The organism is Polymorphospora rubra, assembly GCF_018324255.1.
In the GTDB taxonomy this organism is placed as follows: Bacteria; Actinomycetota; Actinomycetes; order Mycobacteriales; family Micromonosporaceae; genus Polymorphospora; species Polymorphospora rubra.
In genome coordinates this window covers 7,715,509-7,738,492 of sequence record NZ_AP023359.1, presented here as the reverse complement: position 1 = coordinate 7,738,492, position 22,984 = coordinate 7,715,509, and the positions used below count along the sequence as shown (strand labels likewise).

Sequence of the window (22,984 nt, the reverse complement as noted above, 5' to 3'; positions counted from 1 at the left end):
GTACGGGCGGGGCATGGAGCACCGCGGAGCGGGACCGACCCGGCGCCGGCCGCGAGGGCCGGCGCCGTCCGGCGGTCACCGGGAGGTGGTCACTCCGTGCCGGTCGTCGACGGGCGGAGCCAGACAGCGGCGTACGGGCCGAGTTGGATCGTCGCCGACGTGCGCAGGCCGTGCATGGCCGGCCCGTCGGCGTCGACCGCGCCGAAGTTGCCGACCCCGGAGCCGCCGTACGGGCTCGCGTCGGTGTTGAGGACCTCGTCCCAGCGACCCTCGACCGGCAACCCGAGCCGGTAGTCGTTGCGCGGCACCCCGGAGAAGTTGACCACGCAGGCGAGCACCGAGCCGTCGGCGCCGTACCGCAGGTAGCTGAGCACGCTGTTGGTGGCGTCGTCGCCGGCGATCAGCCGGAAGCCGGCCGGGACGGTGTCCTGCGACCAGAGTTCGGGGCCGTCGCGGTAGATCCGGTTGAGGTCGCGCAGCAGGTCGCTGACGCCGCGGGCGCCGGGGTCGGTGAGCAGGCCCCAGTCGAGTCCGCGGTGCTCGCTCCACTCCCGCTCGTCGGCGAGTTCGCTGCCCATGAACAGCAGTTGCTTGCCAGGAAACGACCACATGTAGCCGAGGAAGCCGCGCAGGCCGGCGAGCCGCTGCCAGCGGTCGCCGGGGAACTTCGCGGTCAGCGAGCCCTTGCCGTGTACGACCTCGTCGTGGCTGATCGGGAGCAGGAACTGCTCGTCGAAGGCGTAGATGCCGGGGAAGGTCAGTTCGCCGTGGTGGTAGGAGCGGTAGAGCGGGTCGCGCGACAGGTAGTGCAGGGTGTCGTGCATCCAGCCCATGTTCCACTTCAGGCCGAAGCCGAGGCCGTCCCAGTCGACGGGGCGGGAGACCTTGGGCCAGGCGGTGGACTCCTCGGCGATCATGACGACGCCGGGGTGCAGCCGGTAGACGGTGGAGTTGAGGTCGCGCAGCAGGGTGATCGCCTCGGTGTGCGCGTTGCCGCCCTCGGCGTTGGGCAGCCACTGGCCGTACCCGCGGGAGTAGTCGAGGTAGAGCATGGAGGCGACGGCGTCGACCCGCAGGCCGTCGATGTGGAACTCCTCCAGCCAGTACAGCGCGTTGGCGATCAGGAAGTTGCGGACCTCGGGCCGGCCGTAGTCGAACACGAGGCTGCCCCAGTCGGGGTGTTCGCCGCGGCGCGGGTCGGGGTGCTCGTACAGCGGGGTGCCGTCGAAGCGGGCCAGCGCCCACGAGTCGCGGGGGAAGTGGGCCGGCACCCAGTCGAGCAGCACGCCGATGCCGGCCCCGTGCAGCCGGTCGACGAGGTAGCGGAAGTCGTCGGGGGAGCCGAAGCGGGCGGTCGGCGCGTAGTAGCCGGTGACCTGGTAGCCCCAGGAGCCCCCGTACGGGTGTTCCATGACCGGCATCAGCTCGACGTGGGTGAAGCCGAGGTCGGTGACGTACGCGGTCAGCTGGTCGGCGAGTTCGCGGTAGTCGAGGCCGGGGCGCCAGGAGCCGAGGTGCACCTCGTAGACCGACATCGGCCGGGCGTGGTGGTTGGCGGCGACCCGGCGTTCGGCGAGCCAGTCGGCGTCGCCCCACTCGTACCGCGACGTCGTGACGACCGACGAGTTGAACGGGGGGCGTTCGGTGGCCCGGGCCATCGGGTCGGCGCGGTCGACCCACTGCCCGTCGGCGCCGTGTACCCGCAGCTTGTAGCGCTGGCCGGGTTCGGCGCCGGGGACGAAGACCGACCAGACGCCGCTGTCGCCGACGCGTTCCATCACCGCGCCGTCGTACGGGCCCCAGCCGGTGGCGTCGCCGACGACCCGTACCTCGCGGGCGTTCGGCGCCCATACCGAGAAGCGGGTGCCGCCGTCGCCGGGGTGGGCGCCGAGCATCTGCCAGAGTCGTTCGTGGCGTCCCTGCGCGAACAGGTACAGGTCGAGTTCGCCGATCATCGGAACAGTATTGGCCACTGGGGCCGGTGTCGCGTGCGGCACGTCGGTCCCCGATGCGGTATTCGCGGGCCGGCCCGCCGCGGCGGGGTACGCCGTGGCGGGCCGGGTCACGTCGAACAGGTCGGTCATCGGCCGCCGACCGACGCGAGCAGGTTGCCCTCGCGGATCTTGAGCTGGGGGCGGCCCTGCGCCATCCGGGCCTCGGCCTGCTCGGCGGCGAACGCCGGGGCGTGGGCGATGGCGGCGGAGTACGTGGCGGCGGTGCGGTGGGCGATCGACGACCAGCCGTACCGGTCGTGGACCATGGTGCGGGCCTCCCGGGCGAGCCGGCGGGCCCGGTCGCCGTCGGAGAGCAGGGAGCTGACCGCGTCGGCCAGCCCGTGCGGGTCCTTGGGGGCGAAGGTCATGCCGTTGACGCCGGGCTCGATGATCTCGGCGAGCCCGCCGGTGGCGGCGACGGCCAGCGGTACGCCGGCGGCGGCGCCCTCCAGCGCGACCATGCCGAACGGCTCGTAGATGCTGGGCACCGCGAAGCAGTCCGAGGCGGCCATCATCGCGGGCAGTTCGACCCCGCCGAGGAAGCCGGGGAAGCTGACCGTGTCGCGCAGCCCGAGGCGGTCGATGTCGTTCTCCAGCTCCTGCCGGTAGGGCCCGTCGCCGGCGATGACGACGCGCAGGCCGGGGTGCTGTTCCTTCAGCTTGGGCAGGCCGGCGATCAGGTGCTGGACGCCCTTCTCGTAGACCAGCCGGCCGGCGAAGGTGACCAGCGGGCCGTCGCCGGCGAAGCGCTGGCGGGCCGCGGTGACGGCGCTGGCCGGGACCTGCCAGCGGTGTGTCTCGACGCCGTTGGGGACGACGTCGACCCGCCCGGCCGGTACGTCGAACAGGCTGGTGACCTCGTCGCGCATGTAGCCGGAGCAGACGATGACGCGGTCGGACTCCTGCGACAGCCACCACTCCATCGAGTGGATGGACCGGTTCATCTCCTCGGGCAGCCAGCCCTGGTGCCGGCCCGCCTCGGTGGCGTGGATGGTGGTGACCAGCGGCAGGTCGAGGTGCTCGGAGAGGCTGACGGCGGTGTGCGCCACCAGCCAGTCGTGGGCGTGGATGACGTCGTACTCGCCGGACTCGCTGGCGCGCAGGGCGGCCCGGGTCAGGGTGTGGTTGAACGCCATGGTCCAGGCCAACAGGTGGGAGGTGGCCAGCGGGAAGGTCACCGGGTCCTCGGGGGCCCGGACGATGCGGACACCGTCGGCGTACTCCTCCAGCGGCGCGCCCTCGGCGTGCCGGGTGACGACGGTGACCTCGTGGCCGGCGGCGGCCAGGGCCACGGAGAGCGCGTGCACGTGACGACCCAGCCCGCCGACGAGTACCGGCGGGTATTCCCAGGACAGCATCAGGATGCGGCGGCGGCTGTCGGGAGCCATCCCACCCGCGGTCGGCAGACCGGTGGCGGGGGCGGCGTGGTGCGTGCGGGAGGTGAGGTTCGGGCGGCACTGGCCGTCCGTCGTGACCGGGGCGTTGTCGGCGCCGACCCGCAGGGTCGTCACATCGATCTCCATCCATAAATTGGCGCGTGTGTACGCCGGCACCACTGACGGCGCGTGCAGGGTTAGAGGGCGGCCGAACAGGCCAGGTGTGCGGTGGAAGGGTGGCCGAACGGCCGGGGTGGGGCCGGCGCCGCCGCGGTGCGTCGCTCGTTCCCGCTACAAGGAAACGGCACTCCGCAGCGATTCGCATCCCGAAACGCCCGGATGGTGACCGATGACACCCGATCGATTGTCATTGTGCAATCGTCGGCCTGTCGCAATCGGTCGAACGGCTGGATTGAGGCTACCGTCGACTGGGCATATGTCCTCCCGCGCGTCGGTGGCCTGCGTCACCGGCGCGCTTGGCGACCCCGCGTAAATAGCGCTTGGCGACCCCACGTAAACAAGGAGCACCATGCAGGTCTGGCCGGGTCAGCGGTATCCGTTGGGCGCCACGTACGACGGCACCGGCACCAACTTCGCGATCTTCTCCGAGGTCGCCGACTCGGTCGAGCTGTGCCTGTTCGACGAGTGGGGACTGGGTAACGAGCGCCGGGTCAAGCTGTACGAGGTCGACGCGTACGTCTGGCACGCCTACCTGCCCGGCGTGCAGCCCGGACAGCGGTACGGCTACCGGATCCACGGCCCGTACGACCCCGGGCAGGGGCTGCGGTGCAACCCGAACAAGCTGCTGATCGACCCGTACGCCAAGGCGGTCGACGGCGACGTCCACTGGCACCCGGCGGTCTACGGCTACGAGCTGGACGACCCCGGCCGGATGTCGCAGGCCGACTCGGCGCCGTACGTGCCGAAGTCGGTCGTGGTGAACCCGTACTTCGACTGGGGCAACGACCGGTTGCCGAAGATCCCGTACCACCGCTCGGTGATCTACGAGGCCCACGTCCGCGGGCTGACCATGCGCCATCCCGGCATCCCGCCGGAGCTGCGCGGCACCTACGCGGGCATCGCCCACCCCGACATGATCAGACACCTGACCCAGCTCGGCGTGACCGCGATCGAGCTGATGCCGGTGCACCAGTTCGTCCACGACCACCGCCTGGCCGACCTGGGCATGCGCAACTACTGGGGCTACAACACGGTCAGCTTCTTCGCCCCGTACCACGGCTATTCCGCCCTGGGTAACGTCGGCCAGCAGGTGCAGGAGTTCCGGGGCATGGTCCGGGCGCTGCACGCCGCCGGGATCGAGGTCATCCTCGACGTCGTCTACAACCACACCGCCGAGGGCAACCACCTCGGCCCGACGCTCGGCTTCAAGGGCGTCGACAACCGCTCCTACTACCGGCTCTCCGAGGAGTCGCCGGAGCACTACGTCGACTACACCGGCACCGGCAACAGCCTCAACGTACGCAGCCCGAGCTCCCTGCAACTGATCATGGACTCGCTGCGGTACTGGGTGCAGGAGATGCACGTCGACGGGTTCCGGTTCGACCTGGCGGCCACCCTCGCCCGCGAGTTCTACGACGTCGACCGGCTGTCGACGTTCTTCGAGGTCATCCAGCAGGACCCGGTGATCAGCCAGGTCAAGCTGATCGCCGAACCGTGGGACATCGGCCCCGGCGGCTACCAGGTCGGCAACTTCCCGCCGGTGTGGACCGAGTGGAACGGCAAGTACCGCGACACCGTACGCGACTTCTGGCGCGGCGAACCGAACACGCTGGCGGAGTTCGCCTCCCGGATCTCCGGTTCCGCCGACCTCTACCAGGACGACGGGCGCCGCCCGGTGGCCAGCATCAACTTCGTCACCTGCCACGACGGGTTCACCCTGGCCGACCTGGTGTCCTACAACGAGAAGCACAACCAGGCCAACGGCGAGGACAACCGCGACGGCGAGAGCCACAACCGGTCGTGGAACTGCGGGGTCGAGGGCCCCACCGACGATCCCGGCGTGCTCGCGCTACGGGCCCGGCAGCGGCGCAACTTCCTGGCCACCCTCATGCTGTCGCAGGGCGTGCCGATGATCGGACACGGCGACGAACTCGGCCGCACCCAGCACGGCAACAACAACGCCTACTGCCAGGACAGCGAGCTGGCCTGGATCGACTGGGAGAACGTCGACGAGCAGCTGATGGCGTTCACCCGCGAGCTGACCGCGTTCCGGGCCCGGCACCAGGTCTTCCGGCGCCGCCGCTTCTTCACCGGCCTGCCGGTGAAGACCCGCAGCGCCGGGGCGCCCCTGCCCGACCTGGCCTGGTTCACCCCCGGCGGACGCGAGATGACCGGCGAGGACTGGGGCAACGACTTCGGGCGCGCCGTCATGCTCTTCGTCAACGGCGAGGGGATCAAGGAACGCGGCCCGTACGGCCAGCGCCACGTCGACAGCTCCTTCCTGCTGCTGTTCAACGCCCACGACGCCCCGCTGGACTTCGTCGTACCCGGCGGCGACTACGGCCAGAAGTGGGAACGGGTGATCACCACCGCCGAACCGGACCCGGCCGAACCGAAGGTGGTCGAGGCCGGCGGCACCATCGTCGTACCCGACCGCTGCCTCGTCGTGCTGGACCGGGCCATCTGACATGGCCGCCGACGACCCCCGGCCCGGCACCGGCACCGCGCCGGGCGGGCCGCCGACGGCGACGTACCGGGTGCAGGTGCGGCCCGGCCTCGACCTCGTCGAGACCGCCGCCCTCGCCGGCTACCTCGCCGACCTCGGCGTCAGCCACCTCTACACGTCACCGCTGCTGACCGCCGCCCCCGGCTCCGCCCACTGCTACGACGTCGTCGACCACCGGGGGGTCGGCCCGGAGATCGGCGGGGAGGCCGGCCGCCGTCACCTTGCCGCCGCGCTGCGCGACCACGGCCTGCGGCTGCTCGTCGACATCGTCCCCAACCACGCCGGCGTCGCCGTACCGGTGGCCAACCCGGCCTGGTGGGACGTGCTGCGGGCCGGCCGCGGATCGGCGTACGCCGACTGGTTCGACATCGACTGGTCCCGCGGCCGGCTGCTGGTCCCGGTGCTCGCCGACCAGCCCGACGCCCTCGACGACCTCAAGATCGTCGACGGGGAGTTGCGGTACCACGAACACCGCTTCCCGATCGCCGACGGCACCGGCCCCGACGGCGACGCCGACCGCCCGGGCGCCGCCCGGCAGGTCCACGACCGGCAGCACTACGAGCTGGTCTCCTGGCGGCGCGGCGACGCCGAACTGACGTACCGGCGGTTCTTCGCCGTGTCCGAACTGGCCGGGCTGCGGGTCGAGGACCCGGCCGTCTTCGACGCCACCCACGCCGAGATCCTGCGCTGGGTCGCGGCCGGCGACGTCGACGGGATCCGCGTCGACCACCCCGACGGGCTGCGCGACCCGGCCGGCTACCTCGCCCGGCTGCGCGCCGCCGCCCCGCACGCCTGGCTGCTCGTCGAGAAGATCCTCGAACCGGGCGAGGAACTGCCACGCTGGCCGGTCGACGGCACCACCGGCTACGACGCGCTCGCCGAGGTGACCGACCTGTTCGTCGACCCGACCGGCGAGACACCGTTCACCACCCTGGACACCCGGCTGACCGGGCGGGCCACGTCGTGGCCGGAACTGACCCACGCCACCCGGCTGGCCGCCGCGACCCGGCTGCTCGCCGCCGAACTCGGCCGGCTGGCCAGGCTCGCCCCCGACCTGCCCGACGCCGCACCGGCGCTCGCCGAACTCGCCGCCAACTACCCCGTCTACCGGTCGTATCCGCCGGACGGGCTGCGGCACCTCGCCGTCGCCCGTGCCGAGGCCGGCCGCCGCCGGCCCGACCTCGCCGCCACCCTCGACGCGCTGACCGCCCGGCTGCGCGACCCCGGCGACGAACTCGCCGCCCGGTTCCCGCAGTTCTCCGGCGCCGTCATGGCCAAGGGTGTCGAGGACACCGCCTACTACCGGTGGACCCGGTTCGTCGCCCTGAACGAGGTCGGCGGCGACCCGGCCCGCTTCGGCGGCACCGTCGCCGACTTCCACACCGCCGCCGCCCGCCGGCAGGACCGCTTCCCGCTCGGCATGACCACGCTCTCCACCCACGACACCAAACGCGGCGAGGACGTCCGGGCCCGGCTCGCCGTCCTCGCCGAGATCCCCGGGACCTGGGCCGCCGCCGTCGACCGGTGGGCCGCCGCCGCGCCGCTGCCCGACCCCGCCTTCGCCCATCTGCTGTGGCAGACCGTCGTCGGCGCCTGGCCGATCGAACGCGACCGGCTGCACGCGTACGTCGAGAAGGCCGCCCGCGAGGCGGCCACCTCGACGACCTGGACCAGCCCCGACGCCGACTTCGAACGGACCCTGCACGCCGTCGTCGACCGGATCTACGACGACCCGGAGCTGCGTGACGACGTGGCCGACCTCGTCGCGACGATCAGCCCCGCCGGATGGTCGAACGCGCTGGGCCAGAAGCTCGTGCAGCTCACGATGCCCGGCGTACCCGACGTCTACCAGGGCACCGAGCTGTGGCAGAACAGCCTCGTCGACCCCGACAACCGGCGTCCGGTCGACTTCGCGGCGCGCCGTGCCCTGCTCGCCCGCGTCGACGCCGGCCGGCAGCCCGACGTAGACGACACCGGCGCCGCGAAACTGCTGGTCGTCGCCCGTACGCTGCGGCTGCGCCGGGACCGGCCGGAGCTGTTCACCGGCTACCGCCCGGTCACCGCGCAGGGGCCGGCGGCCGGACACCTCGTCGCGTACGACCGGGGCGGCGCGGTCGCCGTCGCCACCCGGCTGCCGTACGGCCTGACCCGCCGCGGCGGATGGAATGCCACATTCCTTCCCTCATCACGGTCCGTTGTCGATACGTTCACAGGACGGGTCTACAGTGAGACTCGGATAGCCGTTGCCGAACTGCTCGACCGGTATCCCGTCGCCCTGCTCACGCCCGCCGAAACCCCTGCTCGTCCACTGGTGAGGCCATGACCGTTTTCAGAGTGTGGGCGCCGGACGCGTCCCGGGTGCGCCTGCGGATCACCGGAGAACCCGACCGCGACCTCACTGCCGGTGACGGTGGCTGGTGGACGCTCGACGTACCCGGGGCCGGGCCCGGCACCGACTACGCCTACCTCCTCGACGACACCGGGCAGGCCCTGCCCGACCCCCGCTCGGCCTGGCAGCCGGCCGGCGTGCACGGGCCGAGCCGGGTCTACGACCACACCGCCCACGAGTGGGGCGACCGGGGCTGGACCGGCCGGCAACTGCCCGGCAGCGTCCTGTACGAGCTGCACATCGGCACGTTCACCCCGGACGGCACCTTCGACGCGGCGATCGAGCGCCTCGACCACCTCGTCGAACTCGGCGTCGACCTGGTCGAGCTGCTGCCGGTCAACGCCTTCAACGGCGACCACAACTGGGGATACGACGGCGTCTGCTGGTTCGCCCCGCAGGAGACGTACGGCGGCCCGGACGGGCTCAAACGCTTCGTCGACGCCTGCCACCGGCGGGGCCTGGGGGTGGTCCTCGACGTCGTCTACAACCATTTCGGGCCCTCCGGGGCGTACGCGCCGATGTTCGGTCCGTACCTGGCCGAGAACGGCGGCAACACCTGGGGACGTACGGTCAACCTCGACGGCCCGCACTCCGGCGAGGTACGCCGCTACATCGTCGACAGCGTGCTGATGTGGCTGCGCGACTACCACGTCGACGGGCTGCGCCTGGACGCCGTGCACGCACTGAGCGACCACGGCGCCGTGCACCTGCTCGAGGAACTCGCCGCCGAGGTCGAGGCGCTGTCGACGCACGTCGGCCGGCCGCTGTCGCTGATCGCCGAGTCCGACCTCAACGACCCGAAGCTGATCACCCCGCGCGAGGCCGGCGGCCACGGCCTGCACGCCCAGTGGAACGACGACGCGCACCACGCCCTGCACAGCCTGCTGACCGGCGAGCGGCAGGGCTACTACGGCGACTTCGGCTCGCTGCAGTGCCTGTCCGACGTGCTCACCGGCGCGTTCTTCCACGCCGGCACCTGGTCCAGCTTCCGCGGCCGGGTACACGGCCGACCGGTCGACCGCGGCCGCACCGCCGGCCACCGGTTCGTCGCCTACCTGCAGAACCACGACCAGATCGGCAACCGGGCCGCCGGCGACCGGATCTCGGCGACCCTGTCGCCGCACCTGCTGCGGGTCGGCGCGACGCTGCTGATGACCGCCCCGTTCACCCCGATGCTGTTCATGGGGGAGGAGTGGGGCGCCACCACCCCCTGGCAGTTCTTCACCAGCCATCCGGAGCCGGAACTGGCCGCCGCGGTCGCCGACGGCCGGCGCCGCGAGTTCGCCGCGCACGGCTGGCCCGAGGGCGACGTGCCGGACCCGCAGGACCCGGGCACGTTCGCCCGGTCCCGGCTGGACTGGGCCGAACTCGACAAGCCCGAACACCGCGAACTGTACGACTTCCACCGCCGGCTGATCGCGTTGCGCAAGGGCCGGCCCGACCTGACCGACCCCCGGCTGGACCGGGTCGAGGTACGCCACGGCGACCAGTTCATCGTGGTGCGGCGCGGCCGTACGGTGGTCGCCGCGAACCTGGCGCCGCGCGCCCGGCGGATCACCCTGCCCGGCCTGGTGCGGTCGGTGCTGCTGGCCAGCCGTACCGGTGTCACGGTCATGCGCGACGTGGTCGAACTGCCGCCGGAGTCGGCGGTGGTCGTCGCCGCCTCCTGAACCGCCGCCGGTTCCTTCCGGCCGTGCCGCCGGCCGTGCCGGTCAGCCGCCCGCCGGACCGGCCGCCTCCACCGGCTCGGCGGCGACCGGGCCGGCCGCGACCGGGGCGACGATCGTTGCCGGGCCGGTGACACCGCCCGGGCGGGCGGATCCGCCGGCGGCGGCCGGGACCGGATCGGACGGTAAGGCCGCCGGAGCCGGGTCGGACGGTAAGGCCGCCGTAGCCGGGTCGAACGGTGACGCCGCCGGAGCCGGGTCGGAAGGTAAGGCCACCGGAGCCGGGTCGGGGCGCGACAGCAGCACCACGCCGTGGGCGGCCAGCGCCGCCGCGGCCAACGCGACCATGGCACCGGCCATGCCGGCGACGGAGCCTTCGCCGAGCATGGTCACCCCGATCACCGCCGACGCGACCGGGTTGGACAGGGTGACCACGGCCAGCGGCGCGCCCAGCCCGGACCCGCGGTACGCGATCTGCGACAGCAGCAGGCCGGCGGTCGCCATCGCGGCCAGCGCCACCGACAGCGGTGACAGCAGCCCGGCGGGGCCGTCCTCGGTGAACCGCCGGGTGACGGTCTGGGTCAGCGCCGACGCGACCGCGAACGACACCCCGGACGCGGTCGCGTACAGCACGGCGCGGACCGCCGGCCGGGCGGTGCCGCCGGCGAGGACGCACAGCGCGACGACCGACGCCGTGGCGACCGCCACCACCGTCCACGCCCCGCCGGTGCCGAGCGACCCGCCGCCGCTCGCCGGGGCGATCAGCAGCAGCAGGACGACCAGGCCGGCCACCGTCGCCAGCGCGCCCCGCCAGTGCGTGGCCGCGACCCGCCGGCCGACCAGGAACGCGCCGATCGGCAGGGCCAGGACCAGGGTGAGTACGCCCAGCGGCTGGACCACCGACAGCGGGCCGTAGGCGAGGGCACCGACGTGCAGCAGGCCGCCGGTCCCGTTGAGCGCCACCGAATACCACCAGCCCCGCCGGGTCATCAGCCGCAGCAGCGGCGCCGGGCCGGCGGCCAGCCGCTGCTGGAGCACGGCGCCCAGCGCGTACGCGCCCGCCGACGCCACGGCCAGCGCGATCGAGATGAGCAGGGCCCCTTCCGGCAGGTCGCCGACGGGCAGCGGGGCGGCGGACAGTGGTCCGCCGGGTGTCGGCAGGTCGCCGGGCGCCGGCGCGATGGTCACGGTCGGCTGGCCTGGAGGCGGATCATGGAACCAATGATTCCCCCTGGTCGGGTCGTCCGCGTCCACCGCCCGGTGGCTGTCGGCGTACGCCGGCTGTCGTACGCCGTCGCGGCGTCTCCTACCTCAGGCTGAGCGGTTCCACGTCAGGCTGAGCGGTTCCTGGGTGACCGGGCTCTCGCCGGTGCCGAGCGGCTGCCGCCCGGCGCGGGCGGCCGCCTAGGATTCCGGGTCGACGACTTCGGGAGGACCCATGCGCCGTACGGCGATGACGCTGTTCGTGGTCGCGGCGATCGCCGAGGCGATCTCCTGGCTGGCCCTGCTCGCCGGGATGGCGGTCAAGTACGGCCCGCCGCAGAACGAACTCGGCGTGCAGATCTTCGGCCCGATCCACGGCGGCCTGTTCATGGTCTACGTCGTGCTGGTGCTGGTGGTCGCGCGGCTGAACCGGTGGAGTTGGCTGGCCACGCTCGTGGCGCTGGCGTGCGCCGTTCCGCCGTTCGCCACGCTGGTGTTCGAGCGGTGGGCGCAGCGGCGCGGGATGCTTCGCGTCGAACCCGAACCCGAGCCCGCAGCGGCCGCCGCCGCGGGCTGACCAGGCCCGGTCCGGGGCTGTCCGGTCCGGCCCGGCGTGGTCCCGGGTCAGCCGATGGTGATGGTGCAGGCGGCGACCCCGCCGACCAGCAGCAGCCCGAGGATGGCCTGGAGCACCAGCGCCGGCCCGAGGTGCGACCAGACGGTCGGGATCCGTGGGGTCAGGAGCTGGCCGGTGGTGAGGTTGACGATCCGTTCCACCCGGGGCGGCAGGTCGCTGTCCTTCTGCCGGCGTACGGTCACCTGGATGTGGTCGGCGGGCTCCAGGGCGCTCTGCGGCAGGTGGCCGTGGATCTCGATCTCGTGCAGGACGCCGTCGCCGTCCCGCATCCGTAGCGGCGTGACCAGGAACTCCGGCCCCTTGCGCAGTTGCTTCCAGCGGCGCCGGGTGCTGGCCCGGCCGGTGCCGGCCTGGAGCACCGACTTGACCAGCAGAGCCGTCATCTGGGCGACGCCGGCGGCGGCGAGGACGGCCATCAGTACCGGCTGGCCGACCTTGATCTCTCGGGCGTAGCCGGGATTGAGCCGGCTGACCCGGCCGGTGACGATCCGGGCGCGGGGGTGCACCACACGTTCGGGAAAGAGTTCCCTGTCCATCCCGCGCCCCCCGAGCCTGCGACCGGTCGTGGCGTCCGGTCGGCGACCAGTTCCGAATCAGCGACCCCACCAGGCAATACCCAGCGTCCGCGATCCCTTACGGATTGTATCGATTGCTGCGGATGAATGGAATGAGTGAATTCCCCTCATGTTCCGGTGACAAGGGCACCTGTCGCGGGTATGCCGCCGGCGAAGCCGGAGAGGGGTTGACCATGGACCTGTCCTTCCTGCAACCGATCTACGCCCGCCCCGGGCCGTGGGCGTCGGTCTACCTGGACGCCTCCCGTGACACCGAGGACGGCGCGATCAGCTTCGAACTGCGCTGGCGCGGCCAACGCGAGCAACTCGAGGCCGCCGGAGCCCCGGCCGACACCGTCCGCGCCCTCGAACGCGCGGTACTCGGACATTCGCCCCGGAGCGGCTCGTACGGCATCGCGGCGTTCGCCGCCGACGGCGAGGTCACCCTCGTGCAGTACCTGCCCGCCCCGCCGCGCGTCGACGTCGCCGCGTACGCGCCGCTGCCGCACGCCATGCCCGCCGTCGCCGGCCGCGGCGAGGAGGTCGCCTGGCTACGGGTGATCGCCGACCGCACCGGCGCCAGCATCGACGGCGTACACAGCGGCGCGCTGGCCCGTCGGGCCCAGATCCGCGGTAGCGAGAGCTACCCCATCCGCAGGGTCAAACCCGGTGGCTGGGCCCAGTCCCGGTTCCAGCGCGAGGCGGCCACCGTCTGGAAGCGCAACGCCGGCGACAGCGCCGCCGCCACCGCCGAACTGGCCGGCACCGTCGGCGCCGAGGTCGTCGTCGTCGGCGGGGATTCGCAGGCCCGCCGGATGCTCGTCGACCAGCTCCCGGCCTACTGGCGCGAACGCGTCGTGGAGACCGACATCGGCTCCCGCGCACCCGGCGGCGAACGCGGCCACCTCGACGACATCACCATCCAGGCCGTCGCCGACATCGCCGAACGGCACACCACCGACGCCCTCGACCGGTACGGCGTACAGCAGGAGGCCGTCACCGGCCTGCCCGCCGTCGTCGACGCCCTCCAGCGGGCCCAGGTCGACACCCTGCTGCTGGTCGACGACCCGTCGTCGACCGCCCGGCTGTGGATCGGCCCCGAACCGACCCACATCGCCACCGAAGCCGACCGGCTCCGGCAGATGGCCGTCGCCGACCCCGTCGAGGTGCGCGCCGACGCGGCCCTGCTGCGCGCCCTCGCCGGCACCGACGCCGACCTGGTGCTGGTCGACCCCGACGAGGCACCCCTCGACGAGGGGCTCGGCGCCGTGCTGCGCTACCTCGACGCCAGCACCTCGACCGCCTACCAGCGGCCCTGACGACGGCGCCGGCCCACCCGCCCGCCGGCCCACCCGCCGCCGGCGTGCACCGCGAGTGCCGGAACGTGCCGAACCGGACCCGGAACGTTTGAAGTCCGGTCCGGTGGGAAGCCGCGCCGCGACGAAAGCGCGAGGAGAGGCGGGCACCCGGTGCGGGAGATGCAGGACTGGCTGGTCACCGGCGGCCCACCGGAACCGGAACGGGTGGTGGCACCCGACAGCACCAGCCGGGTGCTGCTCACCGTCGCCGCCCGTGCCCTGGGCGGCCGGGACTGCGCCGACCTGACGTACCTGCCGCTGCTGACCCGCTTCCGCGGCGCCCCCGAACCGGTGCGCCGGGCCGCGATCGCCCGCGCCGGCGCCCGCTCCGCGCTGGCCCCGTCGGAGGTCGCCGAGGTCGACGTCGAGGCCGTCGGCCGCTGGATCGTCGACCACTACCCGCGGCACGACTACCCCGGCGTCGTCATCGGCTCACCCCACGGCGCGGCCGTGCACCTCGCGACCGCGCTCGGCGTGCCGTGGCTGCCCGCCGCGTTCGAGATCGCCGTACAGTGGCCCGGCGGCGCCGTCGACGAACCCGCCCGCGCCCTCGCCCACGGCTCCCGGGTCGCGCCCGGCCTGCTCGCCGCCAACCCCGCCGCCGTCGTCGTACGCCAGGTGCACGACCCCGCCGGCCGCGGCGTGCTCGCCGGCGCCACCATCACCCTCGTCGTACGGTGGGCGCGGCTACCCGACGCGTACCGGGCCTTTCTGCGCGACCGGCTCGCCCCCGGCACCCCGGTCCTGCTGCTGCGCGACGCGCGGACCTGGCCGGTGCTCGACGCCGGCGGCGGGCACACCTTCCAGATCGGCTCGCCCGGCAGCGGCCTGGACGCCGGTGAGCTGCGCTGCGACAGTGACCTGTTCGACCGGGTACTGCGCGCCGTCGGCGGCGACGGGACACGCTGGGACGCCCCCACCCCGTCCTGCCCCGACGCGTACGCCGAACACGGCATCGACCCCGGCCTGGAGACCAGCCTGCGCGACTGGCTCGCCGGCGCCGGCCGCCCCTGCACCGGGTGCTGTTCACCCGGCCCGAGGCGCTGAGCGCGGCCACCGCCGACGTCTACCGCGAATGGCTGCGCGCCGCAGGCAAGACCGGCGACCGCGCCGTCGTCGAGTGCGGGCGGCAGCTCGACCCCTGGCAGGTGGTCCGGGCCGGCCTGGTGCCGTACTGGTGCGAGAGCGCCACCCGGCGCAGCGTCGCCGGCGCCGAACTGTGGCTGGCCGGCAGCTCGGCGTTCAGCTCCGTCGACGTACTGCCCGACCCGCCCGGCATGGCGTCACCGGTGCTCGCCGGACTGCCGCAGTGGCGGGCCGCGGCGTCGTTCGGCCGCCGCCGCGGCGCCGTCGACCGGCTCGCCGCCCGGGGCTACCCCACCTCGGCGGTGCCGACCGGACACGCCACCGAAGTGCTCCGCAACCAGCCGTACGACCTACCGGCGCCCAAGCCGCTGCGGATCGTCGACGCGCTGACCGGCCTGCGGGACAGCGGTACCCAACAGGGTCTTCTCATATGCTGACTTGTCGCCGCTTGAGGCGGTTCCTGGGGGATTTTCTGACTGGCGAAACTTATCGCGGCCCGAATACGGCGCCCCGGATCGGGAAGTAGCGTGCTTCATGGGTGGAGCACGACGGCCACGGGCCGGTGCTCGACGTTCACCCGACACCAACTTCGCTACCAGCCCGGCTGTCGCGTTCTGCCGACCGCAGGCGGATCCACGCTGGGCGGGCACCTTCCAGGGGGGCGCGAATGTTCGGACCGACCGCGACGACCAGCACCGTCAAGGGTGGCACCGGCACCGCGGGCACCACCACGACAACCGCACCGCCACCGAACGAGCGGGTGCTGGAAGACCTCGACAGCGCCGCACTCGCGTACGCGGCCCGCATCGCCGACCAACCGCCCAGCGGACGCCAGGCCGCCCGCGACGACCTGGTGCGCTTCGCGCTCCCGTTCGCCGGCCGCCTCGCCCGCCGCTACCGCGGCCGCGGCGAACCGCTCGAGGACCTCGAACAGGTCGCCCGGCTCGGCCTCGTCAACGCCGTCGACCGGTACGACCCCGAACGCGGCTCGTTCACCGCCTACGCCGCCATCACCATCGTCGGCGAGATCAAACGACACTTCCGCGACCGCACCTGGGGCGTACACGTACCCCGCCGGCTACGCGACCTCATCCTCGAGGTCGGCCAGACCACCGCCGCCCTCACCAGCGAACTGTCCCGGGCGCCGACGATCGCCGAGGTCGCCGGACGGCTCGACACCCCGCAGGAGGAGATCCTCGCCGCGCTCGAGTCCGCCGCCGGCTACAGCCCCGCCTCACTCAACGCACCCGTCGGCGGCGAAAGCTCCGCCGAATTCGGCGACCTCGTCGGCGAATGGGACAACGACCTCGAATCCGTCGACGACCGGGTCACCGTCAGCGGCCTGCTGCACCGGCTACCGTGGCGCGAACGGCGCATCCTCGCCATGCGCTTCTACGGCAACCAGACACAGGCCGAGATCGCCGCCCGGTTCGGCATCTCCCAGATGCACGTCTCCCGGCTGCTGTCCCGCGCCCTCACCTGGCTGCGCCAGGCGATGCTCAACGAGGCCCCGCCGCCCTGGCACACCAGCCCCACCGACGCCGACCCGCGCGACCTGCGGGTCACCACCCGCCGCACCGGCGACCACGTCCTCGTCGAACTCGGCGGCGAAATCGACCGCGACAACTCGCACCGGCTCCGGCAGACCGTCGTCGAGGCCGTCACCACCGGCCGGCCCACCGAGGTCGTCGTCGGCCTCGGCGACGTACCGCTGCTCGACGCCACCGGGATCGCGGCACTCCTCGCCGGCCAGGAAGCCGCCCGCAGCACCGGGGTACAACTGCGGCTCACCGGCGCCCAGCCGTACGTCCGCCACGCCCTGAACGTCGCCGGCCTGGCCAGGTTGATGGACTGAGTTGGCTGGTCCTCGCTCCGCTCGGACGGCTCGCTCCGCTTCGCGCCGCCCCATGCACCGTCTTCGCACTGCGGGCCGCGACCGCTTCGCGGCGCGGTCCTCGGGCTCCAGACGGTGCGGCGGCGCTCGGTCGACTCGCGTCGTGAGTCGCGGTCAACTGCGGTCCGCCGTTTGCTTCGCCGATCCGTGTCGGGTTGGGACGGGGTTGCGGGCAAGGGCGGTCCGCCGATTGGTTCGCCGATCCGTGCCGGGTTGGGACGGGGGTGCGGGCAAGGGGCTGTCCGAGCCTGCAGCGGCGGGGCCGTGACGGTGGACCGTTGTCGGGTTTTGTGCCCGCCCAGCCCTGCGCGCGCCCCGGACCGGGCCGGGCTGCACGAACTGAGCGTGGGAGGGGTTATCCGGCGTCCGGATAACCCCTCCCACGCTCAGTTCGTCACCGGAATCTTCATCCAGCGCCCCGCCACCGGGGCGATATGCGCCCAATGTCTCGCGTGCCCCGGGGGCAGGGTGCACGGTGACGCGTTGATCTGGGCGGGAGAGACCTTATCGAGCGTGGGTAGGGTCTCTCCCGCCCAGATCAACGAAGGACCACCAACGGCACTCCGGCAAGACCGGACCCCGCCCCCGGCGTCAGGCACTCCTGACCGCCGCCCGCAAAGGACTTCCGAAGCGTCCGGCCGCCCGTCGGCCGTGACGACCACCGACCGAACCCGACCGGCGAAGCAACCGGCGGACCGGGTTGACCGCGACCCACGGCGCGAGTCGACCGAGCGCCGCCGCACCGTCTGGAGCCCGAGGACCGCGCCGCGAAGCGGTCGCGGCCCGCAGGGCGAAGACGGTGCATAGGGCGGCGCGAAGCGGAGCGAGCCAGCCGAGCCGAAGGCGAGGCCAGCAAACTCAGCAAACTCAGCGCGAAGCGGAGTGTGCCAGCCCTCGCGGAGCGAGGGCCAGCACACTCGGCAAGCTCACCCCTCGTCCTCCTCTTTGGAGTGTTGGCCGGTGCGCCAGCGTTCGTTGGTCGTCCTGCCGCCCCGATCCTCGCCGTGGAGGCGCTCGTCGGGCTCGCTGGGCTCGAAGTGTTCGCGGCGTACCTCGTCGGGTTCCGGAACCGTGACCGGGCGGGCGCCGGAGTGCGGGTCGGGGTGCCAGTCGCGGGCGGCGTGGGCGCCGTGGGCGCCCTCGGCGCTGGGGGCGAGGTCGGCCGGGGTGGGCCGGGCGTGGTGGAGTTCCTCGGCCAGTTCCTGCGGTGGTTTGGTGGAGCGTTGCGGCAGGTCGCGGCCGAGGTCGGCGACGAGTGGGCCGTACTTGGCGTCGAAGGCCGGGCGTTCGGACCGGATGCGGGGCATTTTGTCGAAGTTGCGCAGCGGTGGTGGGGAGCTGGTCGCCCACTCCAGCGAGTTGCCGAATCCCCACGGGTCGTCGACGTCGATGGCGCGGCCGAACCGGTACGACTTCCAGACGTTCCAGATGAAGAACAGGGTGGACACGCCGAGGATGAAGGAGCCGACGGTGGAGATGGCGTGCCAGGTGGTGAAGCCGTCGGTGGGCAGGTAGTCGGCGTACCGGCGGGGCATGCCGCGGGCGCCGAGCCAGTGCTGGATGAGGAAGGTGATGTGGAAGCCGACGAACATGGTCCAGAAGTGGATTTTCCCGAGCCGCTCGTCGAGCATGCGTCCGGTCATCTTGGGGAACCAGAAGTAGATGCCGCCGAACGCGGCGAAGACGATCGTGCCGAAGAGCACGTAGTGGAAGTGCGCGACGACGAAGTAGCTGTCGTGGATGTGGAAGTCGACGGGCGGGCTGGCGAGCAGTACGCCGGAGAGCCCGCCGAGCAGGAAGGTGACCAGGAAGCCGGCCGCGAACAGCATGGGGGTCTCGAACGTCAGCTGTCCTTTCCACATCGTGCCGATCCAGTTGAAGAACTTGATTCCGGTGGGTACGGCGATGATGAAGGTGGCGCCGGCGAAGAACGGCAGCAGTACCACCCCGGTGGCGAACATGTGGTGCGCCCAGACGACCATGGAGTACGCGAAGATCGCGATGATGGCGAAGACCATGCCCTTGTAGCCGAACAGCGGCTTACGGGCGAACACCGGGATGATCTCGCTGATGATGCCGAAGAACGGCAGCGCGACGATGTAGACCTCGGGGTGGCCGAAGAACCAGAAGAGGTGCTGGTAGAGCACCGGTCCGCCGTGCGACGGGTCGTACACGTGGGCGCCGAGCTGGCGGTCGGCGAACAGGGCGAGCAGTGTCGCGGCCAGCAGCGGGAAGACCACGATCGCCATGAGCGCGGTGATCAGGATGCTCCAGGTGAACAGCGGCATCCGGAACATCGTCATGCCCGGGGCGCGCAGGATGACGATGGTGGTGATGAGGTTGACCGAGCCGAGGATGGTGCCGAGGCCGGAGAGGACCAGCCCGATGATCCACATGCCGGCACCGACGCCCGGGGTGTTGGCGGCGTCGCTGAGCGGCGGGTACGCGGTCCAGCCGAAGTCCGGCGTACCGCCGGGGGTGACCAGGCCACCGATCACGAGCAGCCCACCGAGCAGATAGAGCCAGTACGCCAGCGCGTTGAGCCGCGGGAACGCCACGTCCGGGGCGCCGACCTGCAGCGGTACGACGTAGTTGCCGAACCCGAACACCAGCGGGGTGGCGAACAGGAACATCATGATCGTGCCGTGCATGGTGAACATCTGGTTGTACTGCTCGAGGGAGAGGAACTGCATCCCGGGCTGGCCCAGTTCGGCACGCATCAGCAGCGCCATGATGCCGGCGATCAGGAAGAACCCGAACGACGTGATCAGGTAGAGCATCCCGATCTGTTTGGCGTCGGTGGTGCCGAGCAGCCTGGCCAGCGCCGAGCCGCGCGGGCTGCGCCGGACCGGGCCGGGATAGCCGGTGATCCGGCCGGGCGCCACTATGATCGGTGTCGGGCTACGCTCCTCGGTCGGCGCCACCTGCCTGGCCATCTGCCCTCACCCCGTCCACGACCGCGCGAAAAGTCGGCCGTGCCTACCCCTTTGCGGGGCGTTGAAACAGCGGGGCGGGGAAAAGTCAGGCGGGATCCACCCGGGCCGCCAGGCCGTCGCCGTCGGGTGGCAGGCCGAGCAGTTCGGCGACGCCGGTGATCCGCAGCACCCGGTCGACGACGGGCTGCGGGTCGCGTACGGCGAGGACGGCGCCGCGGGCCAGGGCGGTCGAGCGGCCGTCGAGCAGGACGCGTACCCCGCTCGAGTCGAGGAACGGCACCTCGGTCAGGTCGACGGTCACCTCGGTGACCCCGGACCGGGACAGCGCGGCGGTCAGCTCCTGACCGAGTCGCTCCTCGGTCTCGAGGTCGACGTAGCCGCGTACCCGGACGACCACGCTGCCGTCGCCGACGGATTCGGTCCGTACGTCGAGCGCCATACATTCCCACCCTCCGCTGCGACCGTTGCGGCGACCACCGTACCCAGTCGCCTCAAAACCCATGCCGGCAGGCGACCGCCGCCTCCCGACGGGCGGGAGGCGGCGGGGTTCGGGCCGGGCGGCCGGTCGCGGTCAGCGGCCGGACGGCGTGCGGGGACGCTGTCCGGCGCCGCGGGTCGAGGCCAGGCCCAGGGCGATCAGCCCGATACCGAGGCCGAGGTGCAGCCAGTTGTCGGCGGTGTTCATCGGAATGAAGTTCGCCGGGCTGTCGTAGCCGACGGCGAGCCCGTAGAGCCACAGGACCAGGTAGATCGCACCACCGCCGATCAGGAACGTCCGGGCGGCGGCCGCCGTGCGCGACATCGCCAGCCCGGCGACGCCGAAGGCCAGGTGCACGATGTTGTGCAGCACCGAGGTCTGGAAGATGCCCAGCAGCTTCGCGTCGGAGTGGTGCCCGGCGAACTGCAGGGCGTAGTAGTCCGTGGTGATGCCCGGTATGAAGCCGAGGATCCCGATAATCAGGAAGATGGTGCCGGCCGTGGCCGCGAACGTACGGGCCAACGGTCGTCCCGTCGTGCTGCGGGCCATCGTGGCCCGGGCAGTCGGGGCACCGCTTCTGCTCACCATGTCGCTTCACCTCCATCGACGTGATCCGGTCACGCGTTCCCGTCGGCCCCGGCCACAAACGGCCGGCTGCCGCGATCTTGTCCCGGCTGCGGGGGAAAAAGGGCAAACGGGGAGAGTGGTGGCAAGGGTGGCGCGGGGGACGGGACGCCGGCGCGGGCGGATACCGTATCGACATGACGGAGCGGAGCGAGGGCATCGGATGGCTCGGGTCCGGTCATGCGGCTGCCGAGCGGAGCGAGGCCGCCGCATGACCCAGCGGAGCGGGGAGATCGGGGGTTCAGCTTGAGTCAGGCGGCTGCCGAGCGGAGCGGGCGGGCCGACGCCCGTAAGCGGGTCGGGTTGCCGGCCCTGGTGCCGTACCTGCGCGACCACCGGGGCATCCTCGCGGTCGTCGCCGTGCTCTCCCTGGTCGGCGCCGGGGCGTCACTGGCCCAGCCGCTGCTGACCCGGGCCGTGCTCGACGGCATCGGCGCCGGCCGGTCGGTCGCCGGCGTCGTCGGCCTGCTCGTCGTGCTGCTGGTGGCCGGCGCGGCCCTGTCGGGGCTGCGCGACTACCTGCTGCAGCGCACCGCCGAGGGCGTCGTCCTGGACACCCGCCGCCGGCTCGCCGGCCACCTGCTCCGGCTGCCGATCACCGAGTACGACCAGCGCCGTACCGGCGATCTGCTCTCCCGGGTCGGCGCCGACACCACCCTGCTGCGGGCCGTCGTCACCTCGGGCGTGTTCGAGCTGGTCACCGGCTCGATCATGGTTGTCGGCGCGACCGTCGCGATGCTGCTGCTCGATCCGCTGCTCTTCGCCGTCACCGCCGTCGGGGTGGCCGCCGGGCTGGTCATCGGCCTCGTCTTCGCCCGTCGGATCCGTGGCCTGTCGCGGGAGGCGCAGACCCGGATCGGCGAGATGACCTCGACCATCGAGCGGGCCATCACCGCCGCCCGCACCATCCGCGCCTCCCGCGCCGAGGAGCGGGAGACCGCCGGGGTCACCGGCAGCGCCACCGAGGCGTACGACGCGGGGCTGCGGGTGGCCCGGCTCCAGGCGCTGATCGGCCCGGCCAGCACCACCGCCGTCCAGGGCTCGTTCCTGCTCGTGCTCGGCGTCGGTGGCGCCCGGGTGGCGAACGGTGCGATCAGCGTCGGCGACCTGGTCGCCTTCATCATGTTCCTGTTCTTCCTCGTCCTGCCGCTCGGCCAGGCGCTGCGCGCGTACATGCAGTTGCAGAGCGGCCTCGGCGCGCTGGAACGCATCGAGGAGGTGTTCGAGCTGCCGGTCGAGGGCGCCACCGACCGCCCCGCCGCCGCGGCCGCCCCCGCCGCGGGCGTCGCCCCGGCCGTGGCACCGGCCGGGACCGGGGCGACCGGCGCCCCCGCGCTCGAGTTCGACCGGGTCGGTTTCGGGTACGCCGGCGGGCCGCCGATCCTGCACGACGTCACCTTCGCCGTGCCGCCGGGCACCCGTACCGCGCTCGTCGGCCCGTCCGGCGCCGGCAAGTCGACGCTGCTCAGCCTCGTCGAGCGGTTCTACGAGGTGGGCACCGGCACCGTACGGCTGGCCGGGCGCGACATCCGTGACCTGCCCCGCGCCGCGCTGCGCGCCCAGCTCGGCTACGTCGAGCAGGAGGCACCGGTGCTCGCCGGCACGCTGCGCGAGAACCTGCGGCTGACCGCGCCCGGGGCGACCGACGCCCAGCTGTACGCCGTACTCGACGAGGTCAACCTGCGCGGCATCGCCGACCGCTCCCCGGAGGGGCTCGACGTCCAGGTCGGCGAGGGCGGCGTGCTGCTGTCCGGCGGCGAGCGGCAGCGGCTGGCGATCGCCCGTACCCTGCTCGCCGGCCCGCCGATCCTGCTGCTCGACGAGCCGACCAGCAATCTCGACGCGCGCAACGAGGCGGCGTTGCGGCGGGCGATCGACGCGGTCGCCGTACGCCGGACGCTGCTGATCGTCGCCCACCGGCTGTCGACGGTGGTCGACGCCGACCAGATCGTGGTGCTCGACCGCGGCCGCGTGGTCGCCACCGGCACCCACCGCGAACTGACCGAATCCAGCGACCTCTACCGCGAACTGGCCACCCACCAACTCCTCGTTTCCTGATCGACGCCGATCCGGTGGAGGTGGGGACTGGAACCCGGCGGAGT

General features: G+C 72.6%; 13 protein-coding genes and 2 pseudogenes. 8 read left to right on the top strand and 7 right to left on the bottom strand.

Annotation, left to right across the window (positions count from 1 at the left end; translation table 11 throughout):
• Window positions 1–89: 89 nt before the first annotated feature.
• A pseudogene (gene glgB / locus Prubr_RS33950) lies at window positions 90–1,958 on the bottom strand (1,4-alpha-glucan branching protein GlgB); the annotation flags it as partial.
• 122 nt (window positions 1,959–2,080) lie between these two features.
• Entirely contained in the window at window positions 2,081–3,505 is a 1,425-nt protein-coding gene (locus tag Prubr_RS33945) for a glycosyltransferase family 4 protein (RefSeq protein ID WP_425518077.1), read from the bottom strand.
• Between the two features lie 394 nt (window positions 3,506–3,899).
• Here Prubr_RS33945 and glgX point away from each other — a divergent pair, with 394 nt between their 5' ends.
• The 3 genes from glgX to treZ are packed head-to-tail and all read left to right on the top strand — an operon-like array spanning window position 3,900 to window position 10,115.
• Window positions 3,900–6,017 (top strand): glycogen debranching protein GlgX, encoded by a 2,118-nt coding sequence (gene glgX / locus Prubr_RS33940; RefSeq protein ID WP_212819487.1) that lies wholly within the window; start codon window positions 3,900–3,902, stop codon window positions 6,015–6,017.
• 1 nt (window position 6,018) lies between these two features.
• Window positions 6,019–8,379, top strand: a complete 2,361-nt coding sequence (gene treY / locus Prubr_RS33935; RefSeq protein ID WP_212819485.1) for a malto-oligosyltrehalose synthase — start codon at window positions 6,019–6,021, stop codon at window positions 8,377–8,379.
• Window positions 8,376–10,115, top strand: coding sequence for a malto-oligosyltrehalose trehalohydrolase (gene treZ, locus Prubr_RS33930; RefSeq protein WP_212819483.1), 1,740 nt, complete (start codon window positions 8,376–8,378; stop codon window positions 10,113–10,115). Before treY ends, treZ begins: the two co-directional genes overlap by 4 nt.
• Window positions 10,116–10,157: 42 nt before the next feature.
• On the opposite strand, the gene Prubr_RS33925 is transcribed toward treZ, so the two are convergent.
• Window positions 10,158–11,300: a DMT family transporter gene (locus tag Prubr_RS33925; RefSeq protein WP_212819480.1), complete on the bottom strand. Its 1,143-nt coding sequence runs from the start codon at window positions 11,298–11,300 to the stop codon at window positions 10,158–10,160.
• A 250-nt stretch (window positions 11,301–11,550) separates the two neighbouring features.
• On the opposite strand from Prubr_RS33925, the gene Prubr_RS33920 reads away from it, so the two are divergent.
• On the top strand, window positions 11,551–11,892 hold the full coding sequence (locus Prubr_RS33920; RefSeq protein ID WP_212819478.1) for a DUF3817 domain-containing protein: 342 nt from the start codon (window positions 11,551–11,553) through the stop codon (window positions 11,890–11,892).
• Between the two features lie 47 nt (window positions 11,893–11,939).
• On the opposite strand, the gene Prubr_RS33915 is transcribed toward Prubr_RS33920, so the two are convergent.
• Entirely contained in the window at window positions 11,940–12,488 is a 549-nt protein-coding gene (locus Prubr_RS33915; protein WP_212819476.1) for a hypothetical protein, read from the bottom strand.
• A gap of 212 nt (window positions 12,489–12,700) precedes the next feature.
• Here Prubr_RS33915 and Prubr_RS33910 point away from each other — a divergent pair, with 212 nt between their 5' ends.
• The 3 genes and pseudogenes from Prubr_RS33910 (at window position 12,701) to Prubr_RS33900 (ending at window position 16,805) form a co-directional block, all read left to right on the top strand.
• The gene (locus Prubr_RS33910) at window positions 12,701–13,825 is read left to right on the top strand and encodes a baeRF2 domain-containing protein (protein ID WP_212819474.1); all 1,125 of its coding nucleotides are present in this window, start codon (window positions 12,701–12,703) and stop codon (window positions 13,823–13,825) included.
• Window positions 13,826–13,975: 150 nt separating this feature from the next.
• Window positions 13,976–15,387 (top strand): annotated as a pseudogene (locus Prubr_RS33905) (hypothetical protein).
• A 230-nt stretch (window positions 15,388–15,617) separates the two neighbouring features.
• On the top strand, window positions 15,618–16,805 hold the full coding sequence (locus Prubr_RS33900; RefSeq protein WP_212819472.1) for a SigB/SigF/SigG family RNA polymerase sigma factor: 1,188 nt from the start codon (window positions 15,618–15,620) through the stop codon (window positions 16,803–16,805).
• A 965-nt stretch (window positions 16,806–17,770) separates the two neighbouring features.
• On the opposite strand, the gene ctaD is transcribed toward Prubr_RS33900, so the two are convergent.
• The 3 genes from ctaD to Prubr_RS33885 form a co-directional block, all read right to left on the bottom strand.
• A complete protein-coding gene (gene ctaD / locus Prubr_RS33895) occupies window positions 17,771–19,780 on the bottom strand; it encodes an aa3-type cytochrome oxidase subunit I (RefSeq protein ID WP_212819470.1) in 2,010 nt (669 codons plus the stop codon).
• An 85-nt stretch (window positions 19,781–19,865) separates the two neighbouring features.
• A complete protein-coding gene (locus tag Prubr_RS33890; protein ID WP_212819468.1) occupies window positions 19,866–20,219 on the bottom strand; it encodes an STAS domain-containing protein in 354 nt (117 codons plus the stop codon).
• A 132-nt stretch (window positions 20,220–20,351) separates the two neighbouring features.
• Window positions 20,352–20,846, bottom strand: a complete 495-nt coding sequence (locus Prubr_RS33885) for a DUF4383 domain-containing protein (RefSeq protein WP_212819466.1) — start codon at window positions 20,844–20,846, stop codon at window positions 20,352–20,354.
• Window positions 20,847–21,128: 282 nt separating this feature from the next.
• On the opposite strand from Prubr_RS33885, the gene Prubr_RS33880 reads away from it, so the two are divergent.
• Window positions 21,129–22,940, top strand: coding sequence for an ABC transporter ATP-binding protein (locus Prubr_RS33880; protein WP_246568018.1), 1,812 nt, complete (start codon window positions 21,129–21,131; stop codon window positions 22,938–22,940).
• Window positions 22,941–22,984 lie beyond the last annotated feature (44 nt).